Here is a 16,164-nt window from a genome sequence, read left to right as displayed (position 1 = left end):
TCATTGGCGATCGAACTAGACAAAACCGGTCACGAGAACTGAGGTGCCTGTGGGAGCAACGTTGTCCGCGCCCCCCCGAGCCCTGCTGGTGATGAACCCCGAGTCCTTCGCCCTGCAGTTCGGGCGGGACCAACTCGACAAGTTGGACACGCTGGTCTCGATGGAGGAACCAGCCGTAGTGCATGAACTGACCTCCGCGGGCGCCCGTGCGCGGCTGGCCGAGGCCGAGGTGCTCCTCACCTCCTGGGGGGCGCCGGCGCTGACCCCGGAGGTCCTGGCCGCGGCACCCCGGCTGCGGGCGGTGCTGCACGCCGCCGGCAGCGTGCGACACATGATCACCGAGGAGGTGCACGAACGCGGGATCGTGGTCAGTACCGCCGCCGATGTCAACGCGATCCCGGTGGCCGAGTACACCCTGGCCGCGATCATCATGGCCGGCAAGCGGGTTCCGTTCATCGCCCGCACCTCGGTGCAGGGCTGGCAGGCAGGTATGGGCCGTTCGAACCTGACCAACCGGGGCCGGGCGGTGGGCATCGTCGGTTTCTCCCGGATCGGCCGCCGCGTGATGGAGTTGCTGTCCATGCTCGAACTGGGTGCGCTGCGGGTCTACGACCCCTACGCCGATCCGGAGCAGGTCGCTGCGCTCGGCGGGGAGCTGACCGGCCTGGACGAGACGATGGCCACCTCCGAGATCCTCAGCCTGCACGCTCCCGCCCTGCCCGAGACTCGGGGCATGATCGGGGCCCAGGAACTGGCCCTGCTGCCGGACGGGGCAACGGTGATCAACACCGCCCGCGGCGTGGTGATCGACCAGGAGGCACTGACGCGGGAGTGTGGCACCGGACGCCTGTACGCGATCCTGGACGTGACCGACCCCGAGCCGCTGGCGCCGGACCACCCCCTGCGCGCGATGGATAATGTGCTCATCACACCCCATATCGCCGGTTCCCTGGGCAACGAGGCGCGTCGGATGAGTGATCACGCCATCAACGAGCTTCAGCGATGGCTCAGCGGAGCACCGTTGCGCAGCCAGCACCTGCCCGACGCCGCGTCGCTGACCGCTTGAGCCCGAGGATCCCGCCAGAGAAGACGAGGACCATGATCCGCCCCGCACCTGCCCGGACCGGCAGCGCGCGCCGCCCCGGCCGGCCGCGCTTCGCCGGCCCGTCCCCACTGGGCGGCCGGGCCCGCACCGGCCGTCCCCTCGGGGGACCGCGCACCGACGTCGTCGGCTGCTCCCCCGGGGCCCGCTGATGCTGGCGCGTGCCCGCCAGGAGTACCTGCTCCGGCAGATCACCCTCTACGGAACCGTGCGGGCCAGCGAGGCCGCCGCCGAACTGGGCGTGACCCAGGTGACGATCCGCCGGGACATCAGTCAACTGGAGGCCGACGGTCTGGTCCAGCGCGTGCACGGCGGCGCGGTGGCCGCACAACGCAAGTCCGCCAAACCACGCCCGGCGCGCACCCTGATCGGTGTGGTGGTGCCCTCATCGACGTTCTACTACCCGGACGTGATCGCGGGGATGGAGTCGGTGGCCGCCGAACTGGGTGTTCGGATCGTGCTGGGCATCTCCGACTACCGACCGGAGGCCGAACGGACCCAGGTGGAGCGGCTGCTGGCCCTGGGCGTCAAGGGCCTGGTGCTGACCCCCACCCTGCACGAGCAAGTGCCTGCCGACATCGCGGCCTGGCTGGAGTCGATCCCGGTGCCGGTGGTGGTGCTGGAACGCGACGTGGGAGCCAGCCGGGCGGTACGGGAACTGGACAGCGTGCGCACTGACCACCGCCACGGTGGTCTGCTCGCGGTGGACCACTTCGCCCGCCTGGGTCACCGCAGCGTGGTGCTCGCGGCGACCGAGGCGACTCCTACCGCGCCGGCGATCCGGGAGGGATACCACCAGGCGGTGGCCCAACTCGGGCTGGATCCGGTGCCGGCGGTGACGCTGCCGAGCGATCACGACGACCCGGACGAATTGACCGCAGCGATCGAGAAGTTCATCGAGCACCGGCACGGCCTGGGCGCCCGGGCCGTGCTCGCGCATTCGGACCGGCACGCGATCCGGATCGTGGAGGTCGCCCAACTGCGCGGCCTGAGAATCCCCGAGGACCTGGCGGTGATCTCCTACGACGACGTGGTGGCCGGGCACGGCGCGGTTCCGTTGACGGCGATCGCACCACCGCGTCGGGAACTGGGCCGGGAGGCCCTGCGGCTGATCGATCGGCGGTTGCGCACCGAGGCCGAGCAGGAGGCGCCCAGGCATTCCCAGTTGCTCCCCCGGCTGACGGTGCGCGAGTCCTGCGGGGCGGTGGTCGAGTACTGACGGGGTGGTGCGCACGGGTCGACCCGGGGCGCGGTCCGTTCTGGGTGCCCGAAGCGCCACAGATCATGATCGAATATGTCGCTTTAGTTCTGCTCCGTGCGCGGGCCTTCCTATAGTCACTGGCAGGTGGAGGTCCCGTACGCACACCCTCAGAGCACACACGGCATCCACACACAAGGTTTTTCATCCCGCGCGCAGGTGCCGGGATACGGAGTCAAGGAGGACCCAGGAATGAACGTGAGAACCAGTTCAGCCACACCCGACCCGAGTCTGCTCTCCCGTCGCACCATGCTCTACGCCGGCGGCGGTGCACTGGCGACCGTGTCCCTGGCCGCCTGCGGCGGCGGAGGCACCGCCGACCCGGATGCCGACGGCGAGGGCGATGGCGCCGAGGCCGCCCCGGACCCGGACCGGCCGAAGGAGTCCCCGCTGCTGACCGAGCAGGTCGAGGCCGGGGAACTGCCCCCGCTGGAGGAGCGCCTGCCGATCGAGTCCGACCGACTGGTCGTGGAGACCCAGGAGTTCGGCGTCTACGGCGGCACCTACCAGGGTGCTGCGCTGGGCCAGGGCGATGACCCCTGGTTGGAGCGCATCATCGCCTATGAACCGATGATGCGCGCCGACCACTCGCTCGCCGAGGTGGGCCTCCCGGGCACCTTCAAGTCCGTCGACATCAATGACGACGCTACGGAGTTCACCATGCACATGCGCGAGGGCATGCGCTGGTCCGATGGTGAGCCGGTGACCGCCGACGACGTGATGTTCGCGATCGAGGACGTGTTCTTCAACGAGGAACTGAACGCCAACCCCCCGGGCTTCCTTGCCGTGGACAACGAGCCCGCGCAGGTCGAGCGGATCGACGACTACACCGTGCGCCTGACCTACCCGCAGACAAAGGGCGACTTCCTCCAGCAGGCGGCGCAGAACGCCACCTGGTGGGCCACCAACTTCCTGTTCTATCCCAAGCACTACCTGCAGGACTTCCTCCCGCACCTGAACCCCGAGGCCGAGGAACTGGCCGATGAGGCCGGGTCCGCCGACTGGACGGCGTACTGGGAGGACCGCATCCAGTGGTGGAACAACATCGACAAGCCGGTGCTGTACGCCTGGAAGATGACCAGCCCGCTGAACTCGGGCAACGTCGCCACCGCCGAGCGCAACCCGTACTACTGGAAGACCGACAGCGACGGCGCCCAACTCCCCTTCATCGACAACCTCGAGTTCGAGATCATCCAGGAGGAGGAGGTGATGCTCCTCAAAGCGGTCAACGGGGAGTTGGACTTCCACGCCCGACACTTCAACCAGGACGCGAACCGGCCGGTCCTCGCCGATGCCCGGGAGAGCGGTGACTTCGATTTCGTCACGGTCGAGACCACGTCGATGAACCGGATGATTATAGCGCTGAACCTGAACCACGAGGATCCGGAGTTGCGGGAGATCTTCCAGAACAAGGACTTCCGGATCGGGCTCTCCCACGCCATCGACCGCCAGGAGATCATCGACACGGTGTTCCAGCGCCAGGGAGAACCCTGGCAGGCCGCGCCCCATGCCGAGTCGGAGTTCTACGACGAGGAGTTCGCCAAGCAGTACACCGAGTACGACGTGGATCTGGCCAATCAGCACCTGGATGCCGCCGGCCTTACCGAGAAGGACGGCTCCGGGTACCGGTTGCTTCCCAGCGGTGACCGGTTGCGGTTCGACATCGACCTGACCCCGCTGTTTCCCGAGTGGCCCAACGCCGCCAACATGGTGACCCAGTACTGGGGCGAGGTCGGTGTGGAAGCACGGGTGAACACGATCGAACGGACCCTGTTCTACGACCGTAAGAATCCCAGTGCGAACCAGTTCGACGCCGGCGTGTGGGCCGGGGACGGTGGCTTCCGGGTGGAGATGAACGAAACTCGTTGGTGGTTCCCCACCAGCGACGAATCGCTCTACGCAGTGAAGTGGTCCGCCTACTACGCCAGCCTGGGCGAGGGCGAGGACGCCGAGGAGCCGCCCGCGGAGACGCTGGAGCAGATGGAACTGAACTGGCAGATCCCGCTGGAGGCGGATCCGGAGGAGCAGAAGGCGATGTTCCGGAGGATCCTGGAGATCGCCAAGGAGCAGTTCTACGCCATCGGAATCGTGCTCCCCACCGATGGCTACGGCATCAAGAAGAACCACCTGCGCAACGTCGTCGAGTCCTTCCCGGACAGTTGGCTGTACCTGACGCCGGGACCGACGGACATCCCCGCCTGGTTCTTCTCCGAGGACTGAGCCGGGGTCCGGTTCATGCCCAACTCCTTGTCACCAGGTGAGGTGGTGTGCTGAATGCTGCAGTACATCATGCGGCGCGTGTTGATCCTGATCCCCACGGTCTGGATCATCTCCGTGATCACCTTCGTCATCATCCAGTTGCCCCCGGGGGACTACCTGACCACCCTGCAGGCCCAGTTGGCCGCCCAGGGGGACGGGAGCCTGGGGGCGGCCCAACTGGAGCGGCTCACCCAGCGCTACGGGCTGGACCAGCCCTGGTACGTGCAGTACTGGACGTGGTTCTCCAACATCATCTTCCGCGGCGACTTCGGGGACTCCTTCGACTACGGGCGCACGGTCAGTTCCCTGCTCGCCGAGCGGTTGCCGCTGACGATCATGCTCTCGGTGCTGACGTTGCTGTTCATCTGGGCGGTGTCCTTCCCGATCGGGGTGTACTCGGCGATCCGGCAGTACTCCGCCGGGGACTACGTCTTCACGTTCCTGGGCTACCTGGGCCTGGCGGTGCCGAACTTCCTGATCGCGCTGGTGTTGATGTGGTTGAGCCTGACCTTTTTCGGCCAGAGTGTTGGCGGGTTGTTCTCCCCGGAGTTCCGGGACGCTCCGTGGTCGCTGGCGCGGTTGGGTGATCTGTTGGCGCACTTGTGGATCCCGCTGGTGATCTGGGGGACCGCGGGCACCGCCGCGAACATCCGGATCCTGCGCGCGAACCTGCTCGACGAACTCCGCAAGCCCTATGTGGTCGCAGCCCGGGCACGGGGGGTGCCGCGCACGAAGATGCTGATCAAGTACCCGGTGCGGGTGGCACTGAACCCGTTCTTCTCCACCATCGGGTGGATCCTGCCCGGCCTGATCGCCGCCGACGCGATCACCTCCCAGGTGCTGAACCTCAACACCACCGGTCCACTGCTGCTGCGGGCCCTGATGGCCCAGGACATGTACCTGGCCGGGTCGGTGTTGCTGATCAGCGCTGTGCTGGTGGTGATCGGGACATTGATCTCCGACCTGGCGCTGGCGTGGCTCGATCCGCGTGTGCGGCTCAGGTACTGACAGGAGGGAGGGCTCACCATGACCGAACCGTTCATGCCACGCACCGGCACCGAGTTGGAGACCCCGGAGACCGAGGAACCCGAAGCCCAGCGTGAGGGTGGGCACGACCTGGCGCTGGCCTCGCAGTCCAAGTTGGTGTGGTGGGGCTTCAAACGGCACAAGGTCGCCCTGGTGTGCGGGGTGATCACGGTGCTGATCTACGGCATCGCGATCTTCGCCCCGTTCCTGGCCCCTTATTCCCAGACCGCGCACAACTCCGAATACCCCTACGCACCGCCCCAGCAGATCAACCTCTTCCACGAGGGCTCCTTCCGCCCCCATGTGAACGGTTACACCTTCGAGCAGGATCCGGACACCCTGGCGCTGACCTTCACCCTGGATGAGGAGGAGGTCATCCCGATCGGGTTCTTCGTGCGCGGGCAGGAGTACAACCTGTTCGGCTTCATCCCCTGGGACCGCAGCCTGATCGGGCCGGTGGACATCAACGGTCCACCGATGTATCTCCTCGGGGCCGACGCCAACGGCCGCGACATCATGTCCCGGATCATCCACGGAACCACCATCTCGATGTCGATCGGTCTGATCGGGGTGCTGCTGTCGTTGTTCCTGGGGGTGATCATCGGCGGCATCTCCGGGTACGTCGGGGGCCGGGTGGACAACCTCATCCAGCGAGCCATCGAACTGATCATGTCCATCCCCACGATCCCGCTGTGGATGGCCCTGTTCGCCGCCGTGCCGTCGTCGTGGTCACCGGTGCAACGGTATCTGGCCCTGACGGTGGTGATCTCCCTGGTCGGCTGGGTGGGGATGGCCCGGGAGGTGCGGGGCAAGTTCTTCGCCGTGCGCAGTGATGAGTACGTCACCGCCGCCGTGGCTGACGGGGCCAGTCAGTCCCGGGTGATGTTCCGGCACATGCTGCCCTCCTTCACCTCCCACATCATCGCCAACCTGTCACTGTCCATCCCGACGATCATCCTGGCCGAGACGGCGTTGTCGTTCATCGGCCTCGGCCTGCAACCGCCCACGGTGAGCTGGGGTGTGTTGCTGCAGGAGGCGCAGAACATCCGGGCGGTCTCCACCGCGCCGTGGATCCTGCTGCCCGGTATCCCGGTGGTGATCACCGTGCTGGCAATGAACTTCTTCGGGGACGGGCTGCGCGATGCGGCCGACCCCTACAAGAACTGACCTTTGGGAAGATCTGCTGATCCTATGAAGCGACGAACCGGTGAGGTGACCATGGGCACGGACCACGGTGGGGCCACCACGATGGACCCCGAGGCCCGGGGTGAGGCGGTGGCCGCTGATCGGGCCCTGTTGAGCATCGAGGGTCTGCGTACGCACTTCACCACCCCCGACGGTGTGGTCAAGGCGGTGGACGGGGTCGACTTCGCGGTGCGCCCGGGTACCACGATGTGTGTGGTGGGGGAGTCGGGGTGCGGTAAGTCGATGACCGCCCGTTCGGTGCTGCAGTTGATCGAGCCACCCGGGGAGGTCGTCGACGGCAAGGTGCTGTGGAGCCCCGACGGGGGCGAACCGGTGGACCTGGCCGCGTTGGACACCGACGGGGAGGAGATCCGGCAGGTCCGCGGGGGACAGATCGGGATGGTCTTCCAGGAGCCGATGTCGTCGCTGTCCCCGATGTACACCGTGGGCGCGCAACTGATCGAGACGATCCGCCTGCACCGGGAGATCAGCAAGGAAGCAGCGCGGGAGGTGGGTGTGGAGTTGCTGCGCCGGGTGGGGATCCCGCACCCGGAGCGGCGCATGGACGTCTTCCCCTTCCAGCTCTCCGGGGGTATGTGTCAGCGGGTGATGATCGCGATCGCGCTGTCCTGTGACCCGAGACTGCTGATCGCCGATGAGCCCACGACCGCCTTGGATGTGACCACCCAGGCCAGGATCCTGGATCTGCTCAAGGACCTGCAGGCCGAGAACGGGATGGGGATGCTCTTCATCACCCACGACCTCGGTGTGGTGGCCGAGATCGCCGATGAGGTCACCGTGATGTACCTGGGCAAGGTGGCCGAGCGCGGCACGGTGGAGCAGATCTTCTCCGAACCCAAGCACCCCTACACCCAGGCCCTGCTGCGCTCGATCCCCGATGTGCGCGACGGCGGGGAGCGCCAGCGTCTGCGCACCGTGCGCGGGATGGTGCCGCACCCGCAGAACAGGCCCAGTGGTTGCCCGTTCCGTAGCCGGTGCGATTTCGCCATGCCCGGGATCTGCGACCAGGAGATGCCACCGGCCACCGACTTCGACCAGGACCACCGCACCTTCTGCTATCTCTACAGCCACCCCGATGCCCCCGGCTCGGTGCCCGAGGCCCCCGGAGCAGAGGAGTCCGAGCCGGCAGGTGCGTCCGAGCCGGTCGAGTCCGGTCCCCCGGCCCAGGGTGACCGCCCCACGGTGGGACCGGTCGCCGTCGTCGAGCCGCGCCGGCCGGAGGAGGAGCCGGCCACCTCGGTCGAGCCGTTGTTGCAGGTCAAGGGCCTGACCAAGCACTACCCGATCGGCGGGGGGATGTTCCGCCGCCCCACCGGCAACGTGCGAGCCGTGGACGGGGTGGACCTGAGCATCGCGCCGGGCCAGACGATGGGCCTGGTCGGGGAGTCCGGCTGTGGCAAGACGACGATGGGCCGGGCGATCGCTCGGCTGATCGATGCCACCTCCGGGCAGATCCTGTACCGCGAGGCCGGTGGTGACCAGGTGGACCTGGCCACGCTGAGCGGTCGTGCCCTGGGCAAGTACCGCACCCAGGTGCGGGTGATCTTCCAGGACCCGTTCTCCTCCCTGAACCCGCGGATGACCGTGGAGCAGATCGTCGGCGAACCGCTGCTCGTGAACAAGATGGCCTCGGGCAGCGAACGCCAGGACCGGGTGGCGGAGATGTTGCGCCGGGTGGGTATCCGGCCCGAGTACATGCCCCGCTACCCGCACGCCTTCTCCGGCGGGGAGCGCCAGCGGCTGAACATCGCCCGGGCGCTGATCACCAACCCACGCCTGGTCATCGCCGATGAACCCGTCTCGGCGCTGGATGTGTCCATCCGGGCCCAGATCCTCAACCTGCTCGTGGACGTGCAGGAAGAGTTCGGGCTCACCTACCTGTTCATCTCCCACGACCTGTCCGTGGTCGAGCACGTCAGCGACCGGGTGGCGGTGATGTACCTGGGCAAGATCGCCGAGGAGGCGGAGACCGGCGAACTCTATCGCCGGCCCCGGCACCCCTACACCGAGACGCTGCTGCACTCGGTGCCGATCCCGGACCCCTCCCGCCGGGAGGCACGGCTCAAGCGCGCCGGGACCGACGATCTGCCCGACCCGGCCAACCAACCGGACGGCTGCCTGTTCCACACCCGCTGCCCCCACGTGCAGACCGAGTTGTGTCCCACCGACCGTCCGGCGCTGCGCACCCTGGGTGATGGTCGGGTCGCCTGCCACTACGCCGAGAAGCTGGCCCTGAGCGGCGTCGCTACCCCCACCACCCGCGAGGCCGACCAGGTCTGAGCCGCTCCCCAGCGCCGGCACCCTGTCGTCGGCACCGGGAGCACCTCTCAGTTCTCCCCGGGGCGGCGGCCCGGGCGCCACCCGTCCTGCAGCGCCTCGGTCCGGTCCACATCGTCCCGGCCCTGCCCGGCGGCCGGAGTCGCCTCGGCCAGCCCACCTCGTCTCGGCCCCGGCGCACCGGCCGGTCCCGCCTCGGCCCCAGCACCCGCCGCGGGGCCGCCTGGACCGCGGGCGCGGAGCGGGTGCGCCCCGGGGTGGTGCACACAGGCCTGCGATGTCACGGTGGAACATGCCTTCGATGAACTCCGCACCGGGGTATGGCCCGCCCCGAACGCCCTTGACGTGCAGCGATCCTCGAGCATAGATTCAACTATGCGATATTTGTGTTCCGTATTGTGGAATCGCATGTGATGGATGCGCTCACCGAGCTGCGCCGCGACCTGCCGGAGTCGATCGTGCAGACCGATCCGGAGGTTCTGCAGGCCCACCGCCGCGACCGCGCGCTGGACCCGGCAGCCGGCACGGCAATCGCCGTCGTCCTCGCCGAGTCCACCGAACACGTTCAGACGGCGGTGCGCTGGGCCGGGAAGCACCGGGTCCCGATCGTGCCGCGAGGGTTGGGCAGTGGACTGTCCGGAGGGGCCACAGCACTCGACGGGGGCCTGGTCGTCTCCACCGAACGGATGCGCGCCGTCCGGATCGACCCCGGCACCGCTACCGCCGTGGTCCAGCCCGGCGTGATCAACGCCGACCTCAAGGGCGCGGCCGCCGAGCACGGCCTGTGGTACCCCCCGGACCCGGCATCGTTCACCTTCTGCTCCATCGGGGGCAACATCGCCACCAACGCCGGTGGCCTGTGCTGCGTGAAGTACGGCGTCACCGGGGATTACGTGCTCGGCCTGGAAGTGGTGCTGGCCGATGGTCGTGCCATCACGGTCGGTGGCCCCCGGATCAAGGACGTGGCGGGCCTGGACCTGGTCGGCCTGTTCGTGGGGTCCGAGGGCACGCTGGGCATCATCACCGAGGCGACCCTGCGCCTGCTGCCGCAACCTCCCCGGGCGCGCATCGTCGTCGGCTGGTTCGACGACTCCGGCGCGGCGGCCGCCGCCGTGCATGCCGCCGCGCGAAGCATCCGCCCCTCGATGCTGGAGTACATGGACCAACTGGCGGTCAACTGCGTCGAGGACGAACTCGGCCTCGGGCTGGACCGTTCCGCGGCCGCGCTGGTGATCGCCGGCACCGACGACCAGCACCCGGACGGACCCGAGGTGACCGCGCTGCTGACCGCCCTCACCGAGCACGGGGCCACCGACGCGCACGAGGCCGTCGGAGAGATGGCGGAGAACTTCGTGCACGCCCGGCGCCTCGCCATCCCCGCGGTGGAGCGCCTGGGCCACCTGCTCCTGGAGGACGTAGGTGTTGCCCTGCCCAGGCTGGGTGAGTTGATCGAGGGCGTGCAGCAGATCGCTCGGGACCGGGACGTGCCGATCGCCTTCATCGCCCACGCCGGCGACGGCAACACCCACCCGTTGGTCGTCGTCGACCCCACCGACCCCGCCCAGCGCGCCCGTGCCGAGACCGCCTACGGCGAGATCATGGACCTGGCCATCGACCTGGGTGGCACCATCACCGGTGAGCACGGCGTGGGACGCCTCAAGCAGCCCTGGCTGGCCGCCCAGGTCGGCGCCGACGTGCTGGAGGTCTCGGCGCGGATCAAGGCCGCGCTGGACCCGGACCAGATCCTCAACCCCGGCGTCATCCTCGCTGCCGACGCGACCCCACCGACCCCCACCACCAAGGAGACTCCCCGATGACCGACCGGATTCAGCGCGCCGGCCTGCAGGTGCACCCCGAACTGGACGCCTTCACCACCGAGATCCTGGACGGAACCGGGATCGCCCCCGAGGACTTCTGGTCCGGCTTCGCCGCCATCGTGCGTGACCTGGGTCCGCGGAACGCCGACCTGCTCGCCGAGCGCACCCGGATGCAGAGCGCGATCGACGCCTGGCACCGCGAGCACCCCGCCCCCGTCGATTCCGGGGCCTACCAGCGTTTCCTCACCGAGATCGGCTACCTGGTGCCCGAACCCGGACCGGTGCGCGTGAGCACCACCGACGTCGATCCGGAGATCGCTGACCTCGCCGGCCCGCAGTTGGTGGTCCCGGTGACCAACGCCCGTTACGCCCTGAACGCGGCCAATGCCAGGTGGGGGTCCCTCTATGACGCCTTCTACGGCACCGACGCGTTGCCCGGCCTGATCCCCACCGCCGGGTACGACACAGCGCGGGGCACCAAGGTCGTGGAACTGGTGCGCAGCCTGCTCGATGAGTTCGTGCCGCTCGCCCGCGGCTCGCACGCCCGGGCCCGGGCGTACCGCGTTGCCGAGGGGCACCTGCAGGTCACCACCGACGACGGCGTGACCTCCTTGGCCGATCCGGGTGCCTTCGCCGGGTACGGCGGCCCGCCCGACCAGCCCTGGTCGGTGCTGCTGCGCCATCACGGCCTGCACATCGACATCCTCTTCGACCCGGGTACCGAGGTGGGCAGGGCCGACCCCGCCGGCATCGCCGACGTGCAGATCGAATCGGCCCTGACCTCCATCATCGACTTCGAGGACTCGGTGGCCACCGTCGACGCGACGGACAAGGTCGCCGCCTACCGCAACTGGTGGGGGATCAACCGCGGGGACCTGTCCGCGACCTTCGACAAGGGCGGGCGCAGCATGATGCGCACCCTGGCGGAGGACCGCCAGTACACCGCCCCGGATGGCTCGGACCTGGTGCTCAGCGGACGGGCGGTGCTGTTCGTGCGGAACGTGGGGCACCTGATGACCACCGACGCGGTGCTCGACGCATCGGGCGCCGAGATCGGTGAGGGGATCATGGACGCGGTGTTCACCACCCTGGCCGCCCTCCCCAGCCTCGATCCGGACAATCCGTGGCGCAACGGACGGCACGGGTCGGTCTACATCGTCAAACCCAAGATGCACGGCCCCCAGGAGGTGGCCCTGGCCGTGGATCTGTTCGCCCGGGTGGAGCAGTTGCTGGGCCTGCCCGAACGGACGCTGAAACTGGGGCTGATGGATGAGGAGCGCCGCACCACGGTCAACCTCAGGGCTTGCATCGCCGAGGCCAGCGACCGGCTGGTGTTCATCAACACCGGGTTCCTGGACCGCTCCGGCGATGAGATCCACACGTCCTCCGCCGCCGGGCCGATGGTGCGCAAGGCGGACATGAAGACCCAGCCCTGGATCCTCGCCTACGAGGACCACAACGTCGACGTGGGCCTGCAGGTGGGCCTGCCCGGACACGGTCAGATCGGCAAGGGCATGTGGGCGATGCCGGATCTGATGGCGGACATGCTCGACCAGAAGATCGGTCACCCCGAGGCCGGGGCGAGCACCGCGTGGGTGCCCTCACCCACCGCCGCCACCCTGCACGCACTGCACTACCACCGGGTGGATGTGGCCGCCCGGCAGCGCGACCTGGCCGGCCGGGAGCCCGCCACGCTGACGGACCTGCTCACCATCCCGCTGGGTGATCGGCAGTGGTCTGAGGACGAGCGCGCCGAGGAGGTGGACCTGAACGTGCAGTCGCTGCTGGGTTACGTGGTGCGCTGGGTGGACCAGGGCGTGGGCGTGTCCAAGGTGCCCGACATCCACGACGTGGCCCTGATGGAGGACCGCGCCACCCTGCGCATCTCCAGCCAGCTGCTGGCCAACTGGCTGGGCCACGGCGTGGTCAGCCCCGAGCAGGTGCGGGACAGCCTGCGGCGGATGGCGCAGGTGGTCGATGCCCAGAACGACGGCGATCCGCACTACCGGCCGATGGCCCCGGACTTCGACGGGGTGGCCTTCGCGAGCGCGGAGGAACTGATCTTCGCCGGCGCCACCCAGCCCAGTGGTTACACCGAACCGATCCTGCACCGGCGCCGCCGCGAGGCCAAGGCCGCAGCCCGCTAACGGCCCCACCCCACAGCCGCCGAGGACGACCCTGCGCGCCGAGGACGAGTGTTGGGCCGCTCGCCCTCGGCAGTAACCCTCGCCCTCGGCCTCGGGTGGCGTGGCGTTGGTGGTCTGCGGCGCCCGATGCGGGGTGGCGGTCAGCGGCCGCGGTGCCGGGCTCAGGGTGGCGTGGCGGTGGCCGTCGGCCTCGGGTGCGGGTGGCGGTCAGGGGCCCTCGGTGGCGTACAACCCGGCCAGCACGCCCGCGGTGCGGCGCAGTGCGGGCAGCAGTGCCTCCAGGCCGGCCAGGTCGAGCCGGGCGGCCGGGCCCGAGACCGAGACCGCGGTGGGGGTGGGCGCCTCGGGCACAGCCATGGCCACGCACCGCACCCCTACCTCCTGCTCACCGTCGTCGATGGCATAGCCACGGCTACGGATGGTGCCCAGTTCGGTCAGGAACTCCTCGGGCCCGGTGATGGTGTGCTCGGTGGCCGGGGGCATGCCGGCACGCTCGAGGATCCGCAGCACCGCGGCGTCGGGCAGTTCGGCCAACACGGCCTTGCCGACCCCGGTGGAGTGGGCGTGCACCCGCCGGCCCACCTCGGTGAACATCCGCATCGAGTGCCGCGAGGCGGCCTGGGCCACGTAGACCACCATGTCCTGGTCCAGCATCGCCAGGTTCACCGTCTCCCCGGCCTGCGCCGCCAGGTCGTCCAGGTGTGGACGCGCCGCGGCGCCGAGGTGCAGGCCGGCCTGCTCACCGAGGCGGATCAGCGCCGGACCGAGCCCGTAGCGGCGCGAGGGGAGTTGCCGGACGTAGCCATGGGCGAGCAGGGTGCGCATCAGCCGGTGCGTGGTCGCTGCGGCCATCCCGGTGCCCTCGGCCAGTTCGGACAGCGACATGTCCGTACCGGCACCGGCCATCAGGTCCAGCAGCTCCAGCGCCCGGCTCACCGACTGCACCCCACCGGCGGTCCGGTGCGCCGGTGTGTGCACGTCACCGGCGTCGTCGTGTGCCGCCATGTGCGCCACCTCCTGCTCCCGTCCGCCCGGACCTTCGTTACCGCGGGGCGCCGAACGTGTCGGTGCCCGGGCACCGAACGTACCAAGGGGGCGTGCCGGGCCCGTGGACGTGACGCGTGCCCGGCCTACGGACCCGGGATGAGCCCGGCCTACATACCAAGGGGGCGTGCCCGGCCTGCCGACCCGGGATGAGCCCGGTGGCCGGCTGTGCCACGATGCCACCATGCTGAACAGCGCCGAGAAGATCCAGACCAGTCACGCCGGCTCCCTGCCGCGCACCCCCGAACTCATCGAGGCCAACGCCGCCCGGGTCGGCGGCGAGGAGGTGGCGGGTTTCGACGACTTCCTGGGCGAGCAGGTCCGTGACCTGGTGCAGCGCCAGGTCGACACCGGCATCACGGTGGTGGGCGACGGCGAGTACGGCAAGGCGATGACCTCGCCGATGGACTTCGGGGCGTGGTGGTCCTACATCTTCCAGCGCACCGCGGGTCTGGAACTGGATGAGTCCGCCAAGTGGGTCACCGAGCGGCACATCTCCGAACCGGGCAGCACCAAACTCACCGGCTTCGCCTTCCGGCGGGATCAACAGGCCTTCCGGGAGGCCTACACCGACCCCACCTCCGGGGTGATGGTGGGGGAGGCGCCGGCATTCCCCAAGGTCACCGGCCCGCTGTCCTACACCGGGGCAGAAGCGATCGCCGCCGACGCCGCGCACCTGAAGGCGGCCGCGGACGCTGCCGGGGTGTCCGATGCCTTCATCACCTCCCTGGCTCCGGGTTCGGCCTCACGGATCGCGAACGAGTACTACGGAAGCGACGACGAGCTCCTGGAGGCGTGGGCCGAGGTGCTGCGGCCGGAATACCAGGCGATCATCGACGCCGGCCTGATCCTGCAGATCGATGACCCCTCCATCGCGGAGAACTTCGACCAGATCGAGCCCGAGCCCGCACTGGAGGACTACCTGGCGTTCACCCGGGTTCGGGTGGAGGCACTCAACCATGCCCTGCGCGGGCTGCCCACCGACAGGATCCGCTACCACCTGTGCTGGGGATCCTGGCACGGCCCGCACACCACCGACCTGCCGATGCGCGACATCATCGACACCGTGCTGGGCGTCAACGCCGGCGCCTACACCTTCGAGGCCGGCAACGTGCGGCACGAGCACGAGTACACCGTGTGGGACGAGGTGAAACTGCCCGAGGGCAAACTGATCCTGCCCGGTGTGGTCTCCCACGCCACGAACGTGGTGGAGCATCCCGAACTGGTCGCCCAGCGCATCGAACGGTTCGCCACCCGGGTCGGCCGGGAGAACGTGATCGCCTCCACCGACTGCGGGCTCGGTGGGCGGGTGCACGCCCAGATCGCCTGGGCCAAGCTCGACACCCTGGCCAAGGGCGCCGAGCTGGCCACCCGTCGCCTGTGGCGCTGAGGCGGCCGCGCCGGTCAGTCGGGATCACTACGGTGGCAACCACGCGCCACCGCTAGGCGGTTTCCGCCGCCCGGTTCGCCGAGCACCAGAACTGGAGCCGGGCGTCGTCGTCGTAGGTCGTGAGCAGGCCGGTGAAACCGTGCCCACCGGCGAACTCGGTGTGCAGCGTCTGCGCGGCGGTACCGGCCTGGTACAGGTACTCGTTGAGCGGTTCTCCGGCATCGCCGGTGACCACCACGCGCACCCCGTTCCCGTCCGGCTGCCCCACTGTGTAGGTGACCTGCAGGGCCATCGCATCGAACTCGGCTTCGGCGCTCTCGCCCTGCTCGATGACCAGTGTGTCCTGGGTGGCGCCGGCGTCACGGTCGGCGTCGGGCCGGAACTGGTGGGTGCACTCGATCTGCGCGGGTAGCGGCTCGGGCGGCTGTGCACAACCGCCGACGACGACGACGGCAGCCCCCGCCCAGGCCAGCACCCTGCGTAGGTGGGCGCCTCGTGCGCGCCGGAGTTCGCCGTCGTCCATGGACGCACAGGCTCGTCTACCGGGACGGTGCGGTCAAGCGAGGAGGCCGGATGGTCGCGGCGGTCGAACCCGTCCTCGGGGCGGCGCAGGCAGCGTGGAGGGCGGTGGGGGAGGC

General features: G+C 69.1%; 11 protein-coding genes. 9 read left to right on the top strand and 2 right to left on the bottom strand.

Translation table 11 applies throughout. The features are described 5' to 3' along the window. Window positions 1–61: 61 nt before the first annotated feature. The 8 genes from ACO0LV_RS07295 to ACO0LV_RS07260 all read left to right on the top strand — a co-directional run bounded on the left by ACO0LV_RS07295 (window position 62) and on the right by ACO0LV_RS07260 (window position 13,092). Window positions 62–1,066, top strand: a complete 1,005-nt coding sequence (locus ACO0LV_RS07295; RefSeq protein ID WP_424787218.1) for a hydroxyacid dehydrogenase — start codon at window positions 62–64, stop codon at window positions 1,064–1,066. 187 nt (window positions 1,067–1,253) lie between these two features. After that, window positions 1,254–2,321 carry a substrate-binding domain-containing protein gene (locus tag ACO0LV_RS07290; RefSeq protein ID WP_424787217.1) on the top strand — a complete coding sequence of 356 codons (1,068 nt, stop codon included), beginning with the start codon at window positions 1,254–1,256 and terminating at the stop codon, window positions 2,319–2,321. Between the two features lie 231 nt (window positions 2,322–2,552). Next, a complete protein-coding gene (locus tag ACO0LV_RS07285; RefSeq protein ID WP_424787216.1) occupies window positions 2,553–4,580 on the top strand; it encodes an ABC transporter substrate-binding protein in 2,028 nt (675 codons plus the stop codon). Window positions 4,581–4,634: 54 nt separating this feature from the next. Continuing rightward, the gene (locus tag ACO0LV_RS07280) at window positions 4,635–5,627 is read left to right on the top strand and encodes an ABC transporter permease (protein WP_424787215.1); all 993 of its coding nucleotides are present in this window, start codon (window positions 4,635–4,637) and stop codon (window positions 5,625–5,627) included. A gap of 18 nt (window positions 5,628–5,645) precedes the next feature. Continuing rightward, on the top strand, window positions 5,646–6,812 hold the full coding sequence (locus ACO0LV_RS07275) for an ABC transporter permease (RefSeq protein WP_424787214.1): 1,167 nt from the start codon (window positions 5,646–5,648) through the stop codon (window positions 6,810–6,812). A 24-nt stretch (window positions 6,813–6,836) separates the two neighbouring features. Continuing rightward, window positions 6,837–9,131, top strand: a complete 2,295-nt coding sequence (locus tag ACO0LV_RS07270) for a dipeptide ABC transporter ATP-binding protein (RefSeq protein ID WP_424787213.1) — start codon at window positions 6,837–6,839, stop codon at window positions 9,129–9,131. Between the two features lie 410 nt (window positions 9,132–9,541). Continuing rightward, window positions 9,542–10,945 (top strand): FAD-binding oxidoreductase, encoded by a 1,404-nt coding sequence (locus ACO0LV_RS07265; protein WP_424787212.1) that lies wholly within the window; start codon window positions 9,542–9,544, stop codon window positions 10,943–10,945. Further along, a complete protein-coding gene (locus tag ACO0LV_RS07260; protein ID WP_424787211.1) occupies window positions 10,942–13,092 on the top strand; it encodes a malate synthase G in 2,151 nt (716 codons plus the stop codon). Before ACO0LV_RS07265 ends, ACO0LV_RS07260 begins: the two co-directional genes overlap by 4 nt. Window positions 13,093–13,299: 207 nt before the next feature. Here the strand turns inward: ACO0LV_RS07260 and ACO0LV_RS07255 are convergent, their stop codons facing one another. Further along, window positions 13,300–14,097, bottom strand: coding sequence for an IclR family transcriptional regulator (locus ACO0LV_RS07255; RefSeq protein ID WP_424787210.1), 798 nt, complete (start codon window positions 14,095–14,097; stop codon window positions 13,300–13,302). Window positions 14,098–14,320: 223 nt separating this feature from the next. Here ACO0LV_RS07255 and ACO0LV_RS07250 point away from each other — a divergent pair, with 223 nt between their 5' ends. Further along, window positions 14,321–15,526: a cobalamin-independent methionine synthase II family protein gene (locus tag ACO0LV_RS07250; RefSeq protein ID WP_424787312.1), complete on the top strand. Its 1,206-nt coding sequence runs from the start codon at window positions 14,321–14,323 to the stop codon at window positions 15,524–15,526. Between the two features lie 52 nt (window positions 15,527–15,578). Here ACO0LV_RS07250 and ACO0LV_RS07245 read toward each other — a convergent pair whose 3' ends face one another. After that, entirely contained in the window at window positions 15,579–16,049 is a 471-nt protein-coding gene (locus tag ACO0LV_RS07245) for a hypothetical protein (RefSeq protein ID WP_424787209.1), read from the bottom strand. Between the last annotated feature and the right edge of the window lie 115 nt (window positions 16,050–16,164).

Origin of the sequence: Pseudactinotalea sp. Z1739, assembly GCF_049725055.1 — a bacterium.
In the GTDB taxonomy this organism is placed as follows: domain Bacteria; phylum Actinomycetota; class Actinomycetes; order Actinomycetales; family Beutenbergiaceae; genus CALKWS01.
Note: the sequence above shows the minus strand (reverse complement) of the source record. Positions and strands in the feature narration are given on the sequence as shown.

Coding starts and splice junctions, on each gene's coding strand:
- ACO0LV_RS07290 (WP_424787217.1), top strand. CDS start 1,254: ATGCTGGCGCGTGCCCGCCAGGAGTACCTGCTCCGGCAGATCACCCTC.
- ACO0LV_RS07245 (WP_424787209.1), bottom strand. CDS start 16,049: ATGGACGACGGCGAACTCCGGCGCGCACGAGGCGCCCACCTACGCAGG.
- ACO0LV_RS07270 (WP_424787213.1), top strand. CDS start 6,837: ATGAAGCGACGAACCGGTGAGGTGACCATGGGCACGGACCACGGTGGG.
- ACO0LV_RS07275 (WP_424787214.1), top strand. CDS start 5,646: ATGACCGAACCGTTCATGCCACGCACCGGCACCGAGTTGGAGACCCCG.
- ACO0LV_RS07260 (WP_424787211.1), top strand. CDS start 10,942: ATGACCGACCGGATTCAGCGCGCCGGCCTGCAGGTGCACCCCGAACTG.
- ACO0LV_RS07285 (WP_424787216.1), top strand. CDS start 2,553: ATGAACGTGAGAACCAGTTCAGCCACACCCGACCCGAGTCTGCTCTCC.
- ACO0LV_RS07265 (WP_424787212.1), top strand. CDS start 9,542: ATGGATGCGCTCACCGAGCTGCGCCGCGACCTGCCGGAGTCGATCGTG.
- ACO0LV_RS07250 (WP_424787312.1), top strand. CDS start 14,321: ATGCTGAACAGCGCCGAGAAGATCCAGACCAGTCACGCCGGCTCCCTG.
- ACO0LV_RS07255 (WP_424787210.1), bottom strand. CDS start 14,097: ATGGCGGCACACGACGACGCCGGTGACGTGCACACACCGGCGCACCGG.
- ACO0LV_RS07280 (WP_424787215.1), top strand. CDS start 4,635: ATGCTGCAGTACATCATGCGGCGCGTGTTGATCCTGATCCCCACGGTC.